Below are 17,829 nucleotides of genomic sequence, written 5' to 3'. Positions count from 1 at the left end.
AGTTGCGCGTCACTCGGCTGGAGACCATTTCGGTGAGGTAAATCGGCCCGCATAGGAGAAGAACAGCGTCATCGACGTAAAATTATCGATCAGGTTCTCGGACAAAAAATAGATGACCAGCACGGTGTACATGGTTTTCGCCGCCCGCTCCTTCAGCGAAAACATTATGCTGAATACGAAGACGACAAAGATCACGCAGTTCAACAGTCCGTATTCTGCCAGCACGCGCAGGTAATCGTTGTGCGGCGGCAGCGGCAACACGGTCAAGACGCCGGTCTGACTTGCGCCGTAACCGAACAATATTCCGCCGAGCCCTAGCGACGAGTAGATCTGCCATATGTTCGTCCAATGGGTGATGCGGAAAAACGCGGACATGTCCGTCGTACCCGTCAAATCGATCAACTGCTTGGTTGACATTCGCGCGACGGTGCTCGGATCCAGGCTCCAGATGAGCGCTATCGCGTTCAGACCCGTTATCAGTCGATCCAGCGCGCCAAACGCGTAGGCGCCGAGGCTGGCTATTGCCAACAAGAGGAGCGCGGCGAATACCTGTGGTCTCAACGGGAAGAAAGACCAGAGACCAACGGCGACGATGGTTGCCAATGCGGGACCAACCCGGTTCATGATCGCAGCATTTGCGAACTGCGCTATCAGGACCTTGTTTCCGAACCAGGGCGATAAGGCAAAGAATAGAGCCGAAAAGTATAGCGCTGCCGTGTTCGTGTTCGGAAAATAGGAGAACACGTCAGGATATTCGATGCCGGTATAGACTTTGGTCTGGCCGACCACCTTGAAAATTAGTGGCAGAGCCGCGAGTGCGTAGATGCATCGCTTCTCGGATTGGTGCAACCGCTCCGGCGTAGTGCGGCCTGCGACGTAGAATGAATAGATGGATAGGAGCTTCAAACCATCCGATAGCTCGAAAGCGCCAAAATTCACCAGATAGCTCATACCTGTGAATGCACAGGCGAGAATCAGCAAGATCTTGTAAAAGCCGCTACTCTCTCTCCCTACCAGCACGTGGTAGGCGGACCATGAAATAAGCAGCAGGCTTATCGAGTTGCTCAGGACGTTGAACACACTCGATCCGGTAAAGTGGTAGATAAAGGTCAGGCAGTTCAGGAACACGAGGCCGAAGCAGGTCACCACGAAGAATCGGCTGTGGGCGACCATCGACGCGGAAACGCGGTGTGGTGTCTCCTCGCTTCCTAGAGCTAGATCGTTCACGACAAACTTACTCCACTTCCCTGGCCGGCAGGTTCCGGCGTGACCCCTTCAAACAGCCTCAGCCTGCTCGAACTGGGCAGGAGTCTCAGCGGTTAAAACATGTGGGTGATCGCCAAATCCGAGTTGACGGTCGTCAATACCGCTCTGCGCGCTTCGGTGGAGGCTGCGGCAAATCAGAGGAGTGGAGTTGACGGTGGAACGTGGGAGAAGAGCTTTACCCGCCGGCGCTTTCGGCCTGCTATGGCGGCGACAGTGGATCATTTACCTGTGCCTGTTGCTTACGTCCGGCGTAGCATTGCTCTATTACGCGACGGTCGGGGACCGGTACGAGGCGTATGTGCTGCTGCGCGCCGGGCAGGGGATCAAGGAACGATCCGGCAACGCGACCTCGCCTTTCGGAGAGGGTGTTGACCTTCAAAGCCGGATGGAATCACTGTCGCGCATCGCCAAGATCGACCAGGTTATTTTGGAAGCCGCGAAAAACGTTGGCTACGACAGGCTATCATCCGATTCAAATCCGACCCTCCTGGCCAGGTTTATGGCATGGGGAAAGGAAATCGATCTTCGGGACGTGTTCGCCCGCGAGCCGGCCGAGCCAAAACCGCAGTCACACGCGCAGGTGGAAGCAGAGGAAGACATAGAGCGTAACCAGTCTGGAATTCTCAGTCTGCGAGACCGCATCAATGCCAAGCAGGAGGGCAGATCCGACCTGTTGAGGATAACGTTCCGTCACAAGGATCCATCGATCGCCGCGAGCTATCTGAACGAACTCGCGAACGCACTGGTAACCGTTCAAAGTCTCGATGTTCAAATGCCGGGGGCGCAGGAGTTCTTCCAGCAGCAAACCAAGCGTCTCGAGGAAGAGGCGGAGGTCGCGGCTGCCAATCTGAAGCGATTCTCCGTTGAGGCATCGATTTATGCCGTCGATGAGCAGCGGCAACTCCTGCTCAAGCGCGCCAGTGATCTGGCCGCGCTGATCTCCACGACGCGGGGCGCAATCGAGGACAAGAAAGGGCAGAAACTTGCGATCGCGGATCAATTGGCCGTCCTGCGGCCGGTCACGCAATCCAGGACCGTGAGCCGAATGGTGAGCACGCTGGCAGGACCGGACGCTCGAAAGCCCCTCGATGCTTCGGCCAAGCCGCCAGACCAGTTTGAGGAGCAGCCTCCCATACTGCTGATCAAGGTCTACCAGGACAACATGTCGACGCTGATGAAGATAAATGCCGACCTCAACGGGCAGACAGAGCTTCTGAATCAATTGGGGGCCGAGCTCGAGAAAGTGAGTAAGGAACTTGCATCGCTCTCTGCAAAGGAAGCCGAGTACGGAAGATTGAAGCGCGTTCTCACGACCGCGTCGTCGGCTGCGGCGCAGTATGCAGCCCGCATTCAGGAAGAGCAGATAAGCACCGAGGTCGCCAAAAAGAGCCAGCTTTCCAGCCTCAGAGTGGTGCAGAAAGCGATAACCCCAACGGCGCCTGTATTTCCTCAAGTCTCGCAGCTCGTAGCCTTGGCGCTTGCCGGCGGCATTCTGCTCGGTCTTGGAGGCATCCTCGGGCCGGAACTCGCGAGAAGCACAATGCATGTCCACCCAGGTCCCGGAGAGGCCGTCGGGGATGACGATCCGGTAAGGAATCTGCTGTTGGTGCCCCGGCAAAGAACAGAAGGATTAATGGACCTTCATTCTACCGGACGGGCAGACCTCAAAGAAGAAGCGGTTGTCGGCCCCGTTGCTCGATCGACCAGAATGCCTCCGCTCTAGGGATTAACATGCAAGCGAATCGCTGCAATTTTCGCGTGGTGCGTCGGCGGTTCCTAACCGACGCCAAGTGAGTAGACCTTCAGCATGAAGATTTTCAGCATTTGTTGCGTTCGAGACGAGAACGACATTGTCGGCGAGACTCTGGAGGCCGCTCTAAGCTGGAGCGACAGGATATTCGTTTTTGACAATGGCAGTGACGATGGAACGTGGGAAACGGTACAGGCCATCGCGAGCCGTAATTCGAAGATCGAAATCGTTGGTCATGATAATCGCATCTTCACTGACGAGCTCCGCGGAGAAATATTCGAAACGCGTCGCGGTGTAGCGTCTCCGGGAGATTGGTGGTGCAGGCTGGACTCCGACGAAATCTACATTGATGATCCGGCCGGCTTCCTCGCTCAGGCGTCGCATAGCTACGGCTTCGTCCTCTCTGCTACGTTCAATTTCTACTTCACCGACGTCGATCTTCGAAATTACGAACAGAGTCCTGCGGACTGGCTGGATCGACCGGTGCAAGACAGGCTCAGGTTTTATCAGAACAACTGGAGCGAACCTCGATTTGTCCGCCACCGCAACGATCTCCGCTGGGGCGGGTTGGTCTGGCCCCATAACAGGGGCCGGACATTTCCGTCGCGGATTCGCTTGAAGCACTTTCCGTACCGCTCGCCCGCGCAGATATCGAGCCGGCTGGAAATACGTCAAAGGCAACCGGCGCTATTCAAGCACGAAGCCAACCGAACGCTTGCAACGGGCTTGCAGCCCGATTGGACAGACGAAGGCCTGGCGCCGATGCACGAGACAGCCTCCTGGCGGGATCGCGTGCGAAAGGCTGTCGAATGCGACGTTGATCGGGGAGATGGAATTTTCACCACGCGAAACGACCTGATGCCTCCGCTTCCATCGCCGGCCGTGGACCTAGTCAAAGTTGGCTTGCGGCGCAGTCACGTGGGACGGGCAATTGTGTCACCAATTCTCAGGTGGCGCCAGTTCGGTTGGCGGTGAACATTTCGTCTCCATGACACGCGCAAGCATCGACGGCTTCGTCAGTGGACTAGAAATCAGGGGAGCAGCGACATGATGGTCAAGGACCGACTGAAATCGATCGTCAGATCGGCGGGTTATGAAATTCGGCGTCATCACCCGGATTTGGTGGAGTTTCTCCACTCACGTTCTGTGAACCTTGTTCTGGACGTCGGGGCCAACGAAGGCCAGTTTGCGCAAGAACTCAGGTTGCGAGGTTACACGGGCAGGGTTGTCTCCTTCGAGCCTGTCGTCGACGTGTTTGAACGGCTCAAGGCGAACTGCGCAGCCGACGAGAAGTGGGATTGCCGAAACCTGTCTCTCGGCGAGACCATGGGCACCATCGAGATCAACGTCAGCAGGAATACGGCGATGAGCTCGATTGTCAGCCAAACGGAGGTCGGCCGCAACAGCATCTATGAGGCTGATGTGGTCCGCGTGGACAAGGTGCCGATCACGACGCTCGACTCGATGTATTCGGAGTTCGCCGACGATCGTGTGTTCCTGAAGGTCGACACGCAGGGGTTCGAGCAGAATGTATTGCGAGGTGGCAAGAGTTCGCTTCATCGTCTTCTTGGCGTCCAGCTGGAACTGCCCCTCGTCCACCTCTATGAAGGCACCTGGAAGTTTGATGAGGCGCTCCGCTTCATGCGGGAGGCCGGCTTCACGTTGAGCCAGATGCGCCCTGTGACTTACTATTCTCAGGATCCTGCGTCCCTGCTCGAGGTGGATTGCATATTCAGACGGGCTGACTACACCGACGGTGTCAGCTACCACTGACATCTGGGACATACGGTCCTTCAGCGTGTAGCTTGGGGGCGCATCTGGTCGGGGTTAGGCTCCCACCCGGCCGGAGTCGACATTCGTGAGTGAGAAACCGAACAGGAGCCGGTAGCGCCAAAACGCAATGACGAGAGACGTGAACAGGATTGCTGCGCCAGCCCCGTGGAGTCCGGCGAACGGCAGGAGTGACACCTGCGCAATCACCGAGACACATACCGATGCCACGTTTGTGACCGTCGTCATCCGATCGCGATGTGCCGTAAACAGGCTGAGGGCTCCGAAATCCGCCATGTAGCGTACGGCGAGCCCCGCAACGATCAGCCAGAAGGCCGACCACTGGGCAGCAAGAGCGGGCTGATCCAGCCACGGCAAAAGGATCTGGAAAGCAAGCCCGACCGCAGTGCTAAGCGCCGCGGTGGCGAGCGCTGTCGTCTGCATGAAGCGCCAGGCCAGCTGGCTGTGCGCGGACGAGCCTCCGGTCCGATATGCGCTGATCAGCAGAGGGCGCTGCTTTTGCTGGAGGACCAATGCGAGAAAGGTGGTTGCGGAACTCCCGACGGTCCAGAAGAGGAAGTAGATGCCGGCAACCTTCAAGCCCAGGAATAATGTGATGAGATAGCGGTCGATGTACTGGCTCGCAACAAAGCCGAGATCGCTTACCAGCATGAGGAAGGACTTTCGGATCGCTCCGGTAATCACCGAAGGTCTAAACGGACGGGAAAAGGATGCTCGCCATGGCCAGGACCAGCTCAGGAAAACGAAAAGCCCTATCGAGACGACGCTTCCCGCCAGCCAAAAACCGAACAGGCACGGAAGTGCCCTAAAGCCCGGATCCCAAATAGCGAGCGGAACATAGACGAGAATCCAGGCCGCGCCGCGAATGAAGCCGATGGCGTTTGCCGAGAGGTGGTGCTGTAGGCTTGAAAGAAGATAGAAGATGTCGTTACCGACGTGTTCGAACAGGATCACGGCAGCGATCAGGACCCATAAAGCGGAAGCTCCAAGGACGATGGTAACCAGAATGGCGATCGTCAAAAGAACCATGTAGGCCGAGATCACGAAAGACCAGTAATGGCGCATGCTGTCGATCATTTCGCCTGCGGGAGCGGTGACCGCGTCGCGCATCAGCAGATGGTTCATTCCAAGATTGACGACGATCGGAACGGCGGCAATGGCGCCGGCGGCAAGTCCATACAAACCCAGTGACGACAGATCGAGATAACGGGCAATAAACAGGGCGAGGCCGAATTTGCAGCCCATGACGCTGGCCCGCATGGCCATGACTCCAAGATCGACGAGGAGCCGGTTGAGTGAAGCGGGCACGGCTGCGGCGCTCATAGTGTAGACGGTGAATAAGGCACAGCGAACCGCCAGTATGTTCTGTACCCGACCTGCCGCGACGTCTCCGGACGCCGCCCGTTGGATCGAATGGATAGTGGCTCGCTATGTGAACTGATGACCATGAACTCGCTTCCGCAAGGAATCCTACATATGTCGAGTCCGTCCGGATTTGAGGGGCATCAATAACCGCATGGCCGAGAAGATGTGCGTGACTGCGCGATTGCCGAGCGAGGCGGCGCATGTTGAGTAGCGCGACGACGCCGTGGTGGGCGCCGTCAGGCTAGTTGCTCCGGTGTGCTGTGCCTCAGCCGACGCAGCCGGGCGGCAAGCCGTTGTGGACAAAAGGTCACAGCAACGAAGCGAAGGACGGCCTTCAGGCTGATACCGTAAAGGTCGTGGCGAAATTGCCAGGCGACGTTTAAGGTCTCCTGAATGCTGCCGCCGCTCTTGCGGTAATCGGATAGCGTGATCAGCCCGCGGCGCGCGAAGCAGCGCCTGGCCTGGATTTGGATGGTCTTGCGCATCTGCGGGTCCTGGACATGAACCTCCGCGGTCTGTGCGATCAGATCGGCTACCTTGCGCCCGTCCTGCAGAAGCTTCTCGACGCCCAATCGAGCCGTCTCGGAGTCGTCGTGATAGGTGTAGGTCGCGCAGGCCTCGTTGATCAACCCAGCTTTGCCCAGCAGCAGGAGTGGCGCCCAAGCAGCGACGTCGGCGGTGTGCGGCAGATCAAGCGGGATGCCTCCTTGTTCGCGCAGGAGTTCGGTCCGCATCACCACGCCGCACATATTTACGGTGATCTGATCGGTCAAGAAGGCCCCCAGAATCGCGGCGCCGTCCCGAATGCCCGTATCGCAGAGACGACTGGTACGCGGGGGCCTCGTCCGTCCGAGCGATGCAGCATGAAGGTTGCTTAGCGTAATCACGCTCGAAAGCTGCGGCTGTTGCTTGATGAGGGCCGCTGACCGCTCGAGCAGCCACGGCATGACCCTATCATCATCGGAAACGAAGACTATGTAATCGCCCTTGGCATTCTCGAGACACGCATTCCAGTTTGGGAGCAGGCCGATATTCGTTTCCTGGCTGATGACTCGCAATCTTGTGTCGCTAAAGCTTCCCAGAACGCGGACGGTATCGTCCGGCGAGGCGTTATTCGAGACGAGGACCTCGAAATGGGGGTAGGTCTGTGACAGCGCTGACGCAATGCATCCCTTTAGGAGCGCGGCCCGATTATATGTAGGAATCGCGATCGTCACGAACGGGTAGTCCCGGCCGGCCCGAAAGTTGTGGTTCGCGACCGTTTGCACGGAATCTAAGGATGCGCCCTTCGTGATGTTTACAGAAGGTACCATGGATCAGGATTGCCGAACGTAGCGCATCAGCAATGCTCGCGGGTGCCATGTGTCCGACAAAATCTGCGTCGGTTTCTGGTCAGAAGTGAACCTGGTGGCGTGCACGACCGTCTCCCATCCTCGATCATACAAAGTGCGCATGGACGGCGAACGGCATCATTCAGGGCACGCCCAGTGTCAACTAGTGCAGAGTGGGCTGCCCCGAGTTGACGACTATCAATTCCGCCTCGTTGCTCTCGAACTGCGGCGGCGTACCTCAGGCGTGCTCATTCCGCGTTGCCCCGGCCTGCGTTGCGTACTCGATCGGGATTTGCCTCGCGTGGGCTACAAGTCCACGTGGGCGACGTCCCAAAAGGTGCCGTTGCGCGACACCCTTTGGGCTGCCTTCGCTCAATCGCCAGCGAACTAGTGCTGCCAGGGAAGGGAAAGTGTCTGCGTGGGAGAGGCGTTGGCTTCACTGGTTAAGACCCTGCTGGTCTCGGCGCCGGAGCTGGTGACGGCGGTCGCCGCATATTGATTCATCAGCGCTATTGCATGATTTGCATCACTCAGCAGGGACGACGAAGCGGCGCTCGGCGGCTTGGCAACCAACGAAACATTGTCATAGAGCGCACCTAATCCGTCACCAGACTGGCCTGCCAGCTCGCGGAATGTCAGGCGGTCCTGTCCGCCGGTGCCGGTCACCGTGAAATCATAGCTTTGCCAGGTGCTACCGGGCGGAACCACGTCAATGACTGAGCCGTTCCACAACACCGCAATTGAGCAGGTAGAGCTTGTGAACCCCGGCCGAGAGCGCGCGTCGAAGGAAAGAGCGTACTCTTGTCCGGCGACGGTCTTTACATCCTGGTACAAGCCATCAAGAGCTCCGGCAAAGTCCAACTCGCCGTAATTGCCTCCGTTGCTGGCCTTCACGCCGTTGAGATTGTTCCAGAGCTCGATGGTGCCGCCACTGGTGGCGTGCCAGCCCTGAACGGAATCGAAGGCTCCCCACCGACCGTCCTGCAAGGGCGCCAGCGATGACGACTCGAAGGATCCGTTCACAAGGAGATTCGTACCCGCTGCCGGCGATGACGTGACTGGCTGGGACGTGGCAACGGTTAGTTCAATATTGTCATAGAGCGCACCGAGTCCGTCACTGCCTTGGCCCGCCACTTCGCGGAAAGTGAGGCGATCCTTGACACCGGTCCCTACCACCTTGAAGTCGTAGGTTTGCCAGTCGGTGCCGGGAGGGACAGTGGCAATGAGTGAGCCATTCCACAGCACCTCGATCGAGCAGGTCGAACCGGTGAAGCCAAGTCGTGAGCGCGCGTCGAAGGACAAGTTGTAGGCCTGCCCGGCAACGGTCTTGACGTCCTGGTAGAAGCCATCTCGAGCGCCGGCATAGTCGAGTTCGCCGAAATTGCCTCCGTCGCTGGCCTTGACCCTGTCGAGATTGTTCCAGAGCTCGATCGTGCCACCGGCGATCGCGGTCCAGCCGGAAACGGACTGGTAGGCTCCCCAACGGCCGCCGGCGAAGGGTGCCAAGGTCGTTGCCTCGAACGATCCATTGACCAGCAGGTTCTGGCCAGCTGCCGGCGGCGAGGTGACGGGAGGAGTCGCACTCACTATCACATTCAGGGCCGCGGATTTCGAACTGATATTGCCCGCAGCGTCCGTGGCGTTCGCGATGAACGTGTGGGTCCCGTCTGGCAATTGCGCCGTGGTGAGACTCCAGGCGCCGCTCGCATTGGCTTTCGTCGTGCCAATGACGGTCGTCCCTTCAAACACCTTTACAGTGCTGCCGGCTTCCGCCGTACCACTCAGCGTCAATTGCTTGGCGTCCGTGGTCTTGTCTCCGACTGTACCCGTATCGGGCGTAAACGCCGCGATCTTGGGTGCTGCCGGTGCCAGCGTGTCCGGCGGCACCACCGGAGGCGTTTGTGAAGATCCGAGCAGCGGCGGAGGCAGGTCTGCCTGGAATGCCGCAGTGCTCATGGAATAGTAGCCAACCGTCCTCCATTGGGTCGACAGCTCAACCCAGTTGCTGCCACCAACGCCCGGATTGTTGCTGTGGTCGGAAAGAAACGGAGCCGTCGCGTTGCGCCACCAATCGACGCCTACCATGGCCACCAGTTTCGCGTTCGCATCGGTCGTCCTCATATCCATTTGGACATAGACGCCGTCGACCGTTCCAGCCGCGTATGTCCCTCGCGATCCATACCAGAAATGATCATTGTAGCCGGCCACAGGGGCATCAAAGCTCGCGGCGCCATTTGGCAGGCGAGTCACCTGCATCGGATAGGCTGAGTTGCCGGCGAAATCGGCGACGAAATGCCCCCCTCCCAGACCAAGCTTTGACTGGTCCTGCACCAGCACCCATTGGCCGGTTTCCTTGATATGCACATAGGTTTTCGCGTTCGCGACTTCGACATCTGCGTTCGCGGAGGCGGCGGCTCCTTCCTCGGTATAAACTTGCCCCCAACCCTCGACGGCGGAAAAGCCTGGAGGCGGGGTCAGCTGACCACCAGGGTTCCAGCCCTTGTACCAGCTGTAGCTGTGCGGCACGCCGCTAGGAAACCCCTCGCTCCGACCAAGCGTGTTCTGTTCGATCAGCTCCGATAACGAAATCGCCATTTCAATGTCCCGGTCGTTTGGAGGTGTCGGTATTATGAGAGCAGCAATCAGCGTTGACCGGGCGAGCACCGCCTGCGGCCCTAAAGCATATTCGCCTCGCGCCGCTCACGCTATCCGAACGCAATTTCTGCTAAGACGCGATAGTCACAAGGAACGGCCGCACGGCCCAACTTTCAAGCGTCACTGAAATCGGCCTTGCCGAATCACATTGAGTCCTTCCCCAAAAGATGAACCAAGCCACAGCAAAGTTCAATCGACGCGCATATCGAACTCGTTGCAGCCCGCCTGAGACTTGCACGGATTTTATGCATCGGCCGCCAAATTGGGCGGTCGACGCAATGCAAAACCGACTCCATTTTCAATTTTGACGCTCGCAACAGAATTTGTCGCCAATGTGATTGAGCTGTTTCCGAATGGGGTGTTAGTGCGGCGTTCTTCGATCAAAGAGAGACGATGAGGGTGGTGTTTGTCTCTTCGAGGAGCGCAAGACGCGTGAGCGCTCATCGTGCTACAGTAAAGAGTTATAAGCTGTCTTTCGCCTTCACCCGTTGTGCAGTAAACGCGCCTTCAGCGGACTTGCGTCGAATTGTCTCGCGTCAGTTGGGCGCGTGCACGGCTTCTCGAACTCGGGCGTCCTGGGCATCGCGTTGACTCGATTCGCGCATTGTTCGGCAACTAGGCAGAGGCCAGTCGCTGATCGTTCCGCGCCGCGCATTATTGAGAAGCGTCAATTCGACCCCGGAAAATCGCGGCTAAGCACTCGGAAAGCTTGCATCGCTTCCCTGATTTCCGGGTTGCTCGAGACGGAAGGCATGACGTGATCGGTTTTCGCGCGGAGACCGGAGTGTCTCCTGTTCTGTCGGACTGGCTCGACCTCGCCCGCGGACTTGCTGCCGTCGAGGTCGTGGCATTCCATTCCTATCAGTTGATGTTCATGGAGAAGCTGCCGAGTGAGAGCCATGACCCGGCGATCAGATTGGTCTATTCCGTTCTCTGGACCCTGAGCGCACATGGCCCTGCTGCCGTTCTGGTGTTCTTTGTCTTAAGCGGCTACCTGGTGGGTGGGCCTGCGCTGGTCAGAAGTCTGCGCGGACGATTGCATGTAGTCGACTATTTCTCCGCGCGCTTGGCACGGCTCTATGTCGTACTTCTGCCTGCGCTGACCATCTCCTTCTGCGTCTATCTTTCAGCGCAGCAATACGCGGGCTGGCAGACCTATGTTTCCTCTCATCAAGACGTCTACAACAGTGCGGCAATCTTCCACGCGCCTGTCGGTGTCGCGACCGCAATCTGCAATGGCTTGTTTCTCCAGACGATAGCTTGTTCGGAATTCGCCGGAAACGCGGCCCTGTGGAGCTTGTCGAACGAGTTTTGGTATTACGTGCTGTTTTTTGCGCTGATTTCGGTCCGCAGGACACCGGCCTACGGTCTACTCATCATCGCGGTTTTCGGATTGTTCGTGGTGGCGGAGCGCGTCGACAGCCATGGCACGCATATTGGCCTTAAACTCATCTTCTTCTTCTCCATTTGGTGCCTCGGTGTGATTGCCTATGCCGTGACAGCACCGATCTGGGCGTGGTGTTGCGGCTTCCTCGTGAGTATGGGTGGCTTGTACCTTCTCACATCCAAAGGCCTTTTCCCGCAATGGGCCGCATTCAGCCTAGCCGTGGGGTTGGGCGCAGCCGCATTCATTATCGGCCTCGGCTATCTAAAGATACCACTACCCTCATTGCTGCGACGCGGCAGAGAACTCGCAAAATTCAGCTTTTCATTGTACGCGATTCACTACCCGATCCTCTTGCTGCTGAACGTCACGGTTGCAAATAGTCGTCAGGATTTCACTCTCGCATCAGTCGGGCTTGACGCGAGCTTCATCCTGACTTGCCTGCTTGCCGCAGGCATCGTCTATTTCATGTTCGAAAGTCGCACGCCTGCGATCCGAGACTGGTTAAAGGGCATTATGCTTCACGGCGTAGCGGGCCGTGGTCGTATATTCCGTCCGACAGCGATCGCTGACACCGTTAGTTCGCCGAGCGCGCTCGCAGCAGATCGTGCGATGATGATACCTAGTGCGGTGGCAAAGCCGCCCCTGCAATCATTCGGCACAGACGCTTCGCTGGAGCAGATCGCCTCCCCGCAATCGCGATATGGGGCGCCCGCGGCGAACGTTCCGATGGTGCTGCTGAATGACGGCCATGCACTGCCTCAACTCGGCTTCGGTGTCTGGCAGATCGACAATGCGCGCGCACCTGAGGTCATCGCCACCGCGATGAATGCCGGCTATCGCTTGATCGACACTGCGGCGAACTACGGAAACGAAGCCAGTGTCGGCGTGGCCTTGAGGCGGATGAATCTGCCGAGAAGCCAGTTGTATGTCACGACGAAGCTCCGTAACGAAGATCAGGGATACGATCGGACAATGCGCGGCTTCGACGCCAGCGCTGCGAGGTTGCAACTCGACGTGATCGATCTGTACTTGATTCATTGGCCATGTCCTCAACGCGCGGCCTACGTCGAAACCTGGCGTGCGCTCATTGAACTCCAGAAGCAGGGACGTGTTCGGTCGATCGGGGTGTCCAACTTCACGGCCGATCATTTGGAGCGCATCATCCATGAGACCGGCGTCACACCGGCGGTGAATCAGATCGAATTGCATCCCGCGTTTCAGCAGCAAATGCTGCGGAATATCCATGAACGCTACGGCATCGTGACCCAGGCCTGGAGCCCGCTCGGCCAGGGCAGGGCTCTTGACGATCCGAGGATCCGGGCCATCGCCGAGCGCAGCAGCCGTACCGTCGCGCAGGTCATTCTTCGCTGGCACCTCGAGACCGGCTCTATCGCGATTCCGAAATCGGCAAACGCGGCCCGCATGGCTGAAAACATCGATCTATTCGGCTTTGAGCTGACCAGCAACGACCATGCGGTAATTGCGGGGCTGGACCGGCCCGATGGACGGATCGGCCCCGATCCAGCAGCCTATGGCCAAATGCGCATCCTGCGCCGGCTGACCCGACGCTTCTTGACGACCTGATTGGCGCGCTTCCGCGGCGGTGGATGCGAAGTCGGTCTTGCGCAGCTGATGAACGCTGAACAAACGTCCACTCTACCGGCTCAGATCATCATCCCAGCTCGTGTGGACCGTTTGCCTGGGAGACGTCACGTGTGCGGGTTCCGCGGAGCGACGAACCAGAAAGCCCCAACCGAATACAAGGCGATTTCGTGCACGGTCTACGAGAGTCGAGACGAACGCGAGAATGATCTTCTTCCTCGCCATCACCTTGGATTCAAGCAGATGCCACGATGCTATCGCAAAGAGGAGCGTCGCGGCGAGGCTGAGCCCGAAATTGACGTACCACACGCGGTGATCGGGCCACAGCTGAGCCACTGTCTGCTGCACCGGAAATCCATAGAGATACACGCCGTACGAATAATCGGCGACCTTGACAATCGGTCCGGTGCTGAAATTGAGCAGTCCAAGATAGATCGTGAGGTAGGCAATGAAGATGGCGGCGAGATCCTCGCCGGCTCGGGTCGAGGCGAGCACGGAAACAACGAAACCGGCGGCGCTGGCCAGAAAGAGCCAGGGGGAATACGCGATCCTGCTTCGGTTCAGGAATAGCGCGACCCCGCACAGAAAAGCGAGGACCAGCATTCGGCCTGGGGGCGCGGCCGGCGAACCCGGCTTGCCGCCAAGCACGTCGCGCAGCGCCAATGCGATAATGATGAACAGCACGGCGAAGAGGAACAGCCGGTGGCGCTTGGTTAGGCCGATCAATGCCGCCGCGCTGATCGCCAGATAGCATTCGAGCTCGTGTGGGATGGTCCAGAGCTGGCTGTTCACCATGTTCGGTACGGGCAAGTCAGAAAAAACGCCCGGCAGGTAGAAGTGAATATCGCCGATCGTATTAAGGAAGTAGCGGAAGAAGTCCGGATCGGTGAAATACTGCGACAGTGGGAGAGTCGTAAAGATTGAACCGATCAATATCGCCGAGATCATGACTTCCGCGGTCAGAGCGGGAAATATTCGGATAATCCGCAATACGACGAATGACGGAAGATTGTTGCGCTCGAGGCTTCCTGCGACGAGGAAGCCGCTCAGCGCAAAGAAGGCCGGAATGACAAGCCAGACAAGTGGTTTGAGGGGACCGCCATAGAACCACTGCTCGGCGGCCAGACCGTAGCAAACTGCGACGGTATGCCAGAGGATTACTGCGATCGCCAATGTGATGCGTAGGACGTCGAAGCCCGCGGGCCTCCCCTTCGTCGCTTCCCATTTGTCTTCAATCGATGCCATCGCTCGGTCCTGCCGAGTGTAATGCGAGGTCGCTCTGATCCTTGATTATGAGCGGTTGGGATCGGGAAGTTGACAAGCGTCAAATCGTCGACGTGAGCGTTGTGACGTCGCGGTAGGCTTATTCGCAGCGCGTGCTGCGGGCAAACTTCTCAAGCGTTGGTGCGCGACCGGCAACGAAATGGAAGTTGGTCCCTCATCGTGCAGACGACCAAGGGCTGCGCTCTGCCACTCAGTTCAATGCGACTTAGTCGAGTTGACGGTTATCAACTTGGTCTTGCGACTGCGACCTAGGGTCCGATCTCGTCGCCCCATCCGCGATTGTTCGTCCGGATGAGTCGGGCGGTGTCCCTGAGACAGGAGATCCCGATGAAGGTTGTCATTCTCGCCGGCGGCTATGGTACGAGATTGAGCGAGCATACCTCGGTGGTTCCAAAGCCATTGGTTGAGATCGGTGGTCGTCCGATCCTGTGGCACATCATGAAGCTCTATTCTCATCACGGCCTGAATGAATTCGTCATCTGCTGTGGTTACAAGGGCACGGTGATCAAAGACTATTTCATGAGCTACCTGTCTCATCAGGGAGATTTCACGCTCGACCTCCAGTCCAATCGCATTGAAATGCATCGAAATGGCTGCGAACCCTGGAAGGTGACGCTGGTCGATACCGGCGAGAAGACGATGACCGGTGGCCGGCTTAAGCGGGTGCGCGATCATGTCGGGGATTCGACGTTTTGCATGACGTATGGCGATGGTGTCTGCGACGTCAACATACGCGAATTGATTAAGTTTCATCATCAGCAAGGCGCGCTGGCGACGGTCACTGCGGTACAGTTGCCTGGTCGCTTCGGCGCGATCAATCTCTCCTCGGACCGCCCGCGCGCGGCGCAGTTCCGCGAAAAGGACGCGGGCGACGGCCAGGTCATCAACGGAGGCTTCTTCGTCGTGGAGCCGCAGGCTCTCGATCTTGTCGACGGTGATAGCACTAGCTGGGAGAGTGAACCGCTGACGCGGTTGATCGAACAGGACCAACTCGCGGTCTATAGCCACCGTGGTTACTGGCAGAACATGGACACCCTGCGCGACAAGACTGTGCTGCAAGAGTTATGGGATGCAGGCAATCCGCCTTGGTGCGTGTGGGGCAAGGGTGGCGTCGCGGCGAGTGCGAACGCGACGACGCCGACGCCGAAGCCGGCCATTGCCCATCAAGCCACGCTCTGAGGAGATGATCACATGCGCATTCTCTTCACGGGAGCCGACGGATATATCGGTGCGGTGCTCGGTCCAAAACTTCTTGAACGCGGTCACCACGCGACCGGTATTGACACGGGTCTGTACCGTCGTGGTTGGCTATTCGATGACGGCAGGACACGGCCGATGGTGATGTCACGTGATACGCGGCAATTGTCGCGGTCCGATTTGGTAAACTTCGACGCTGTGGTTCACTTGGCGGAACTGTCCAATGATCCGCTCGGGGAGAACAATCCCGCTATAACGATGGAGATCAACCACCGTGGATCGGTGGAGTTTGCACTCAAATGCAAGGAAGCGGGCATCGAACGATTCGTCTATGCGTCGTCTTGCAGTATCTATGGTGCGGCAGGCGGCGACCTGAAATCCGAGACGTCAACCTGCGATCCTCAAACGGCCTACGCGCGATGCAAGGTACTGGTTGAACGTGATCTCGTCGCGTTGACAGATTCCCGCTTTACGCCGGTGTTTCTGCGCAACGCGACAGCGTTTGGAGCATCCCCCCGACAGCGCTTCGACCTGGTCTTGAACAATCTTTCCGGTTGGGCGTTCACGGCAGGAAAGATACGCGTCATGAGCGACGGCACGCCTTGCCGTCCTCTGGTCCATATCGAGGACATCTGCCAGGCAATCCTGTGTGCCCTCGAAGCGCCACGCGGGGCAGTCTGCGCCGAGGCATTCAATGTTGGCGACGAAACCCAGAACTATACGGTGCGCGAGATTGCAGAGATCGTGAACGAGACTTTTCTCGGTTGCGAGCTATCATTCGGTCCGAGCGGCCCAGACAACCGCAGCTATCGTGTATCTTTTGCAAAGATTAAGGCTCACATGCCAAGCTTCCGCTGCGGATGGAATGCGCAGCGCGGTGCGCGGCAATTGAGAAGCGTGTTCGAACATATTCAGTTGGACGAAGCCATGTTCAACGCGTCGCCCTTTACTCGCCTTTCCGAGCTTCGCCACTTGCAACACACGGAGCAGTTGGATTCCCATTTGCGGTGGACGCCGATTCCCGAATTCGTTCCAGGGGCGAACGCGTTATCATTGGTCGGCGGCTGAGCGCCGGTGGAGGGGCCGCAGGTGCGATCGCTCTCGGCCGTCGACGCACGTGTCGCGGCAAAAAGCGGAGCCTTACAATCTGTTGACTTTCACTTAAGCTATTATATTGTTTTTGCAGTGCCGCATTTTGGTCACGGTCCGGTTGCCAAGAGCGGCTAGGATGCAAGTCGATATTTAGACGGGGCGATTTTTGCTCGCGCTTTTGTCAGTCGAGCTGCCAACGATGTAAGCATTCCGGGTAAGAGTACGGGATTGCTCGAGGATTGAGCAGTGTCTGTTATATTAGTAGTCGATGCGCACAGTGTTTATCGTAGCGGCCTCCGGGACGTGATTGGGACCCGGTTCAAGAAATCTCGCGTTGTTGATACCTCGGGGCTCGAAGGCTTCGATCTGGAGACCAGTTTCGATCTGATTTTGATCGACCTCGGCTGCCTCACCCCGCGTTCGCTCGGTGTTCTTGCTGAAGTATTCGACATAAGGCCCGCGACGCGTATTGCCGTGATGTCGACGTCGACCACGCGTGAGGATGTGTTGAGGTGTCTTTCGGCCGGCTTCCACGGTTTCGTGCCCAAGCTGCAGTCGGATGAGGAATTGCTGTCCGCGATCGATGATTTGTTGTCGGGGCGCATCTATGTACCCCGGTGGCTGGCTGATGATGACGTTCGCCGGCCAGAAACTGCTCAGACGGTCAACTTCGATCTAGAGGCCCTGCGATTGACCCGCCGGCAGAACGAAATTCTTCCGCTCCTGGCTCAGGGAATGTCGAACAAGGAGATTGCGCGCGAACTGAGTATTGCGGAAGGGACCAGCAAGATTCATACAGCGGCTCTGCTGCGCGCGCTTGGCGCTCGCAATCGCACGGAGGCCGCGTTTATGGCCGCGAAGCTGGTCGGGCCCAGAGACCGGTTAACCACGAAAATGAAGAGCAAGAGGTTCGTGATCAACAGGAGCGATGGCTCAGGTTCCGATCAGATCTCCGGCCCCCGGTGGATTGGCCGTTCTTTCGAAGACCGGCGGAGCGATCGTCGCCTTTTCAAATGAGCGGCGTCATCATCTTGTCACGTGTCCGGGCGGGATCCGGCGCGCTGACCGCATCCAGGAGTTAGCGAACGAAGCGGTCGACGCGGCGCGCC

Annotated in this window: 12 protein-coding genes and 1 pseudogene; 8 read left to right on the top strand and 5 right to left on the bottom strand. The window is 58.0% G+C overall.

Features of this window, described 5'->3' with window-relative positions; all coding sequences use genetic code 11:
- Positions 1–9: 9 nt before the first annotated feature.
- The gene (locus tag QCM77_RS03270) at positions 10–1,227 is read right to left on the bottom strand and encodes an O-antigen ligase family protein (protein ID WP_279682010.1); all 1,218 of its coding nucleotides are present in this window, start codon (positions 1,225–1,227) and stop codon (positions 10–12) included.
- 187 nt (positions 1,228–1,414) lie between these two features.
- Between QCM77_RS03270 and QCM77_RS03265 the strand changes: the two genes are divergently transcribed.
- The 3 genes from QCM77_RS03265 to QCM77_RS03255 all read left to right on the top strand — a co-directional run bounded on the left by QCM77_RS03265 (position 1,415) and on the right by QCM77_RS03255 (position 4,789).
- The gene (locus QCM77_RS03265) at positions 1,415–2,989 is read left to right on the top strand and encodes a GumC domain-containing protein (protein WP_279682008.1); all 1,575 of its coding nucleotides are present in this window, start codon (positions 1,415–1,417) and stop codon (positions 2,987–2,989) included.
- Between the two features lie 84 nt (positions 2,990–3,073).
- Positions 3,074–3,991, top strand: coding sequence for a glycosyltransferase family 2 protein (locus tag QCM77_RS03260; protein WP_279682007.1), 918 nt, complete (start codon positions 3,074–3,076; stop codon positions 3,989–3,991).
- Between the two features lie 72 nt (positions 3,992–4,063).
- Positions 4,064–4,789: an FkbM family methyltransferase gene (locus tag QCM77_RS03255; RefSeq protein ID WP_279682005.1), complete on the top strand. Its 726-nt coding sequence runs from the start codon at positions 4,064–4,066 to the stop codon at positions 4,787–4,789.
- A gap of 54 nt (positions 4,790–4,843) precedes the next feature.
- Here QCM77_RS03255 and QCM77_RS03250 read toward each other — a convergent pair whose 3' ends face one another.
- The 3 genes from QCM77_RS03250 to QCM77_RS03240 all read right to left on the bottom strand — a co-directional run bounded on the left by QCM77_RS03250 (position 4,844) and on the right by QCM77_RS03240 (position 10,098).
- On the bottom strand, positions 4,844–6,067 hold the full coding sequence (locus QCM77_RS03250; protein ID WP_279682004.1) for a lipopolysaccharide biosynthesis protein: 1,224 nt from the start codon (positions 6,065–6,067) through the stop codon (positions 4,844–4,846).
- A gap of 341 nt (positions 6,068–6,408) precedes the next feature.
- A complete protein-coding gene (locus QCM77_RS03245; protein WP_279682002.1) occupies positions 6,409–7,389 on the bottom strand; it encodes a glycosyltransferase family 2 protein in 981 nt (326 codons plus the stop codon).
- Between the two features lie 501 nt (positions 7,390–7,890).
- Positions 7,891–10,098 carry an Ig-like domain-containing protein gene (locus tag QCM77_RS03240; protein WP_279682000.1) on the bottom strand — a complete coding sequence of 736 codons (2,208 nt, stop codon included), beginning with the start codon at positions 10,096–10,098 and terminating at the stop codon, positions 7,891–7,893.
- An 817-nt stretch (positions 10,099–10,915) separates the two neighbouring features.
- Between QCM77_RS03240 and QCM77_RS03235 the strand changes: the two are divergent.
- A pseudogene (locus QCM77_RS03235) lies at positions 10,916–11,977 on the top strand (acyltransferase family protein); the annotation flags it as partial.
- Positions 11,978–12,271: 294 nt separating this feature from the next.
- Positions 12,272–13,129, top strand: a complete 858-nt coding sequence (locus tag QCM77_RS03230; RefSeq protein ID WP_279682075.1) for an aldo/keto reductase — start codon at positions 12,272–12,274, stop codon at positions 13,127–13,129.
- A gap of 72 nt (positions 13,130–13,201) precedes the next feature.
- Here the strand turns inward: QCM77_RS03230 and QCM77_RS03225 are convergent, their stop codons facing one another.
- Positions 13,202–14,392, bottom strand: a complete 1,191-nt coding sequence (locus QCM77_RS03225) for an acyltransferase family protein (protein ID WP_279681999.1) — start codon at positions 14,390–14,392, stop codon at positions 13,202–13,204.
- 366 nt (positions 14,393–14,758) lie between these two features.
- Between QCM77_RS03225 and rfbF the strand changes: the two genes are divergently transcribed.
- The 3 genes from rfbF (at position 14,759) to QCM77_RS03210 (ending at position 17,737) form a co-directional block, all read left to right on the top strand.
- Positions 14,759–15,610 carry a glucose-1-phosphate cytidylyltransferase gene (gene rfbF / locus QCM77_RS03220; protein WP_279681998.1) on the top strand — a complete coding sequence of 284 codons (852 nt, stop codon included), beginning with the start codon at positions 14,759–14,761 and terminating at the stop codon, positions 15,608–15,610.
- Positions 15,611–15,622: 12 nt separating this feature from the next.
- A complete protein-coding gene (locus QCM77_RS03215; protein ID WP_279681997.1) occupies positions 15,623–16,696 on the top strand; it encodes an NAD-dependent epimerase/dehydratase family protein in 1,074 nt (357 codons plus the stop codon).
- 270 nt (positions 16,697–16,966) lie between these two features.
- The gene (locus QCM77_RS03210) at positions 16,967–17,737 is read left to right on the top strand and encodes a LuxR C-terminal-related transcriptional regulator (protein ID WP_279681995.1); all 771 of its coding nucleotides are present in this window, start codon (positions 16,967–16,969) and stop codon (positions 17,735–17,737) included.
- Positions 17,738–17,829 lie beyond the last annotated feature (92 nt).

It is taken from the genome of Bradyrhizobium nivariense, assembly GCF_029846695.2.
Classification (GTDB): domain Bacteria; phylum Pseudomonadota; class Alphaproteobacteria; order Rhizobiales; family Xanthobacteraceae; genus Bradyrhizobium.
The sequence above is the reverse complement of the archived record's forward strand: the minus strand, read 5'-3'. Positions and strand labels throughout refer to the sequence as shown.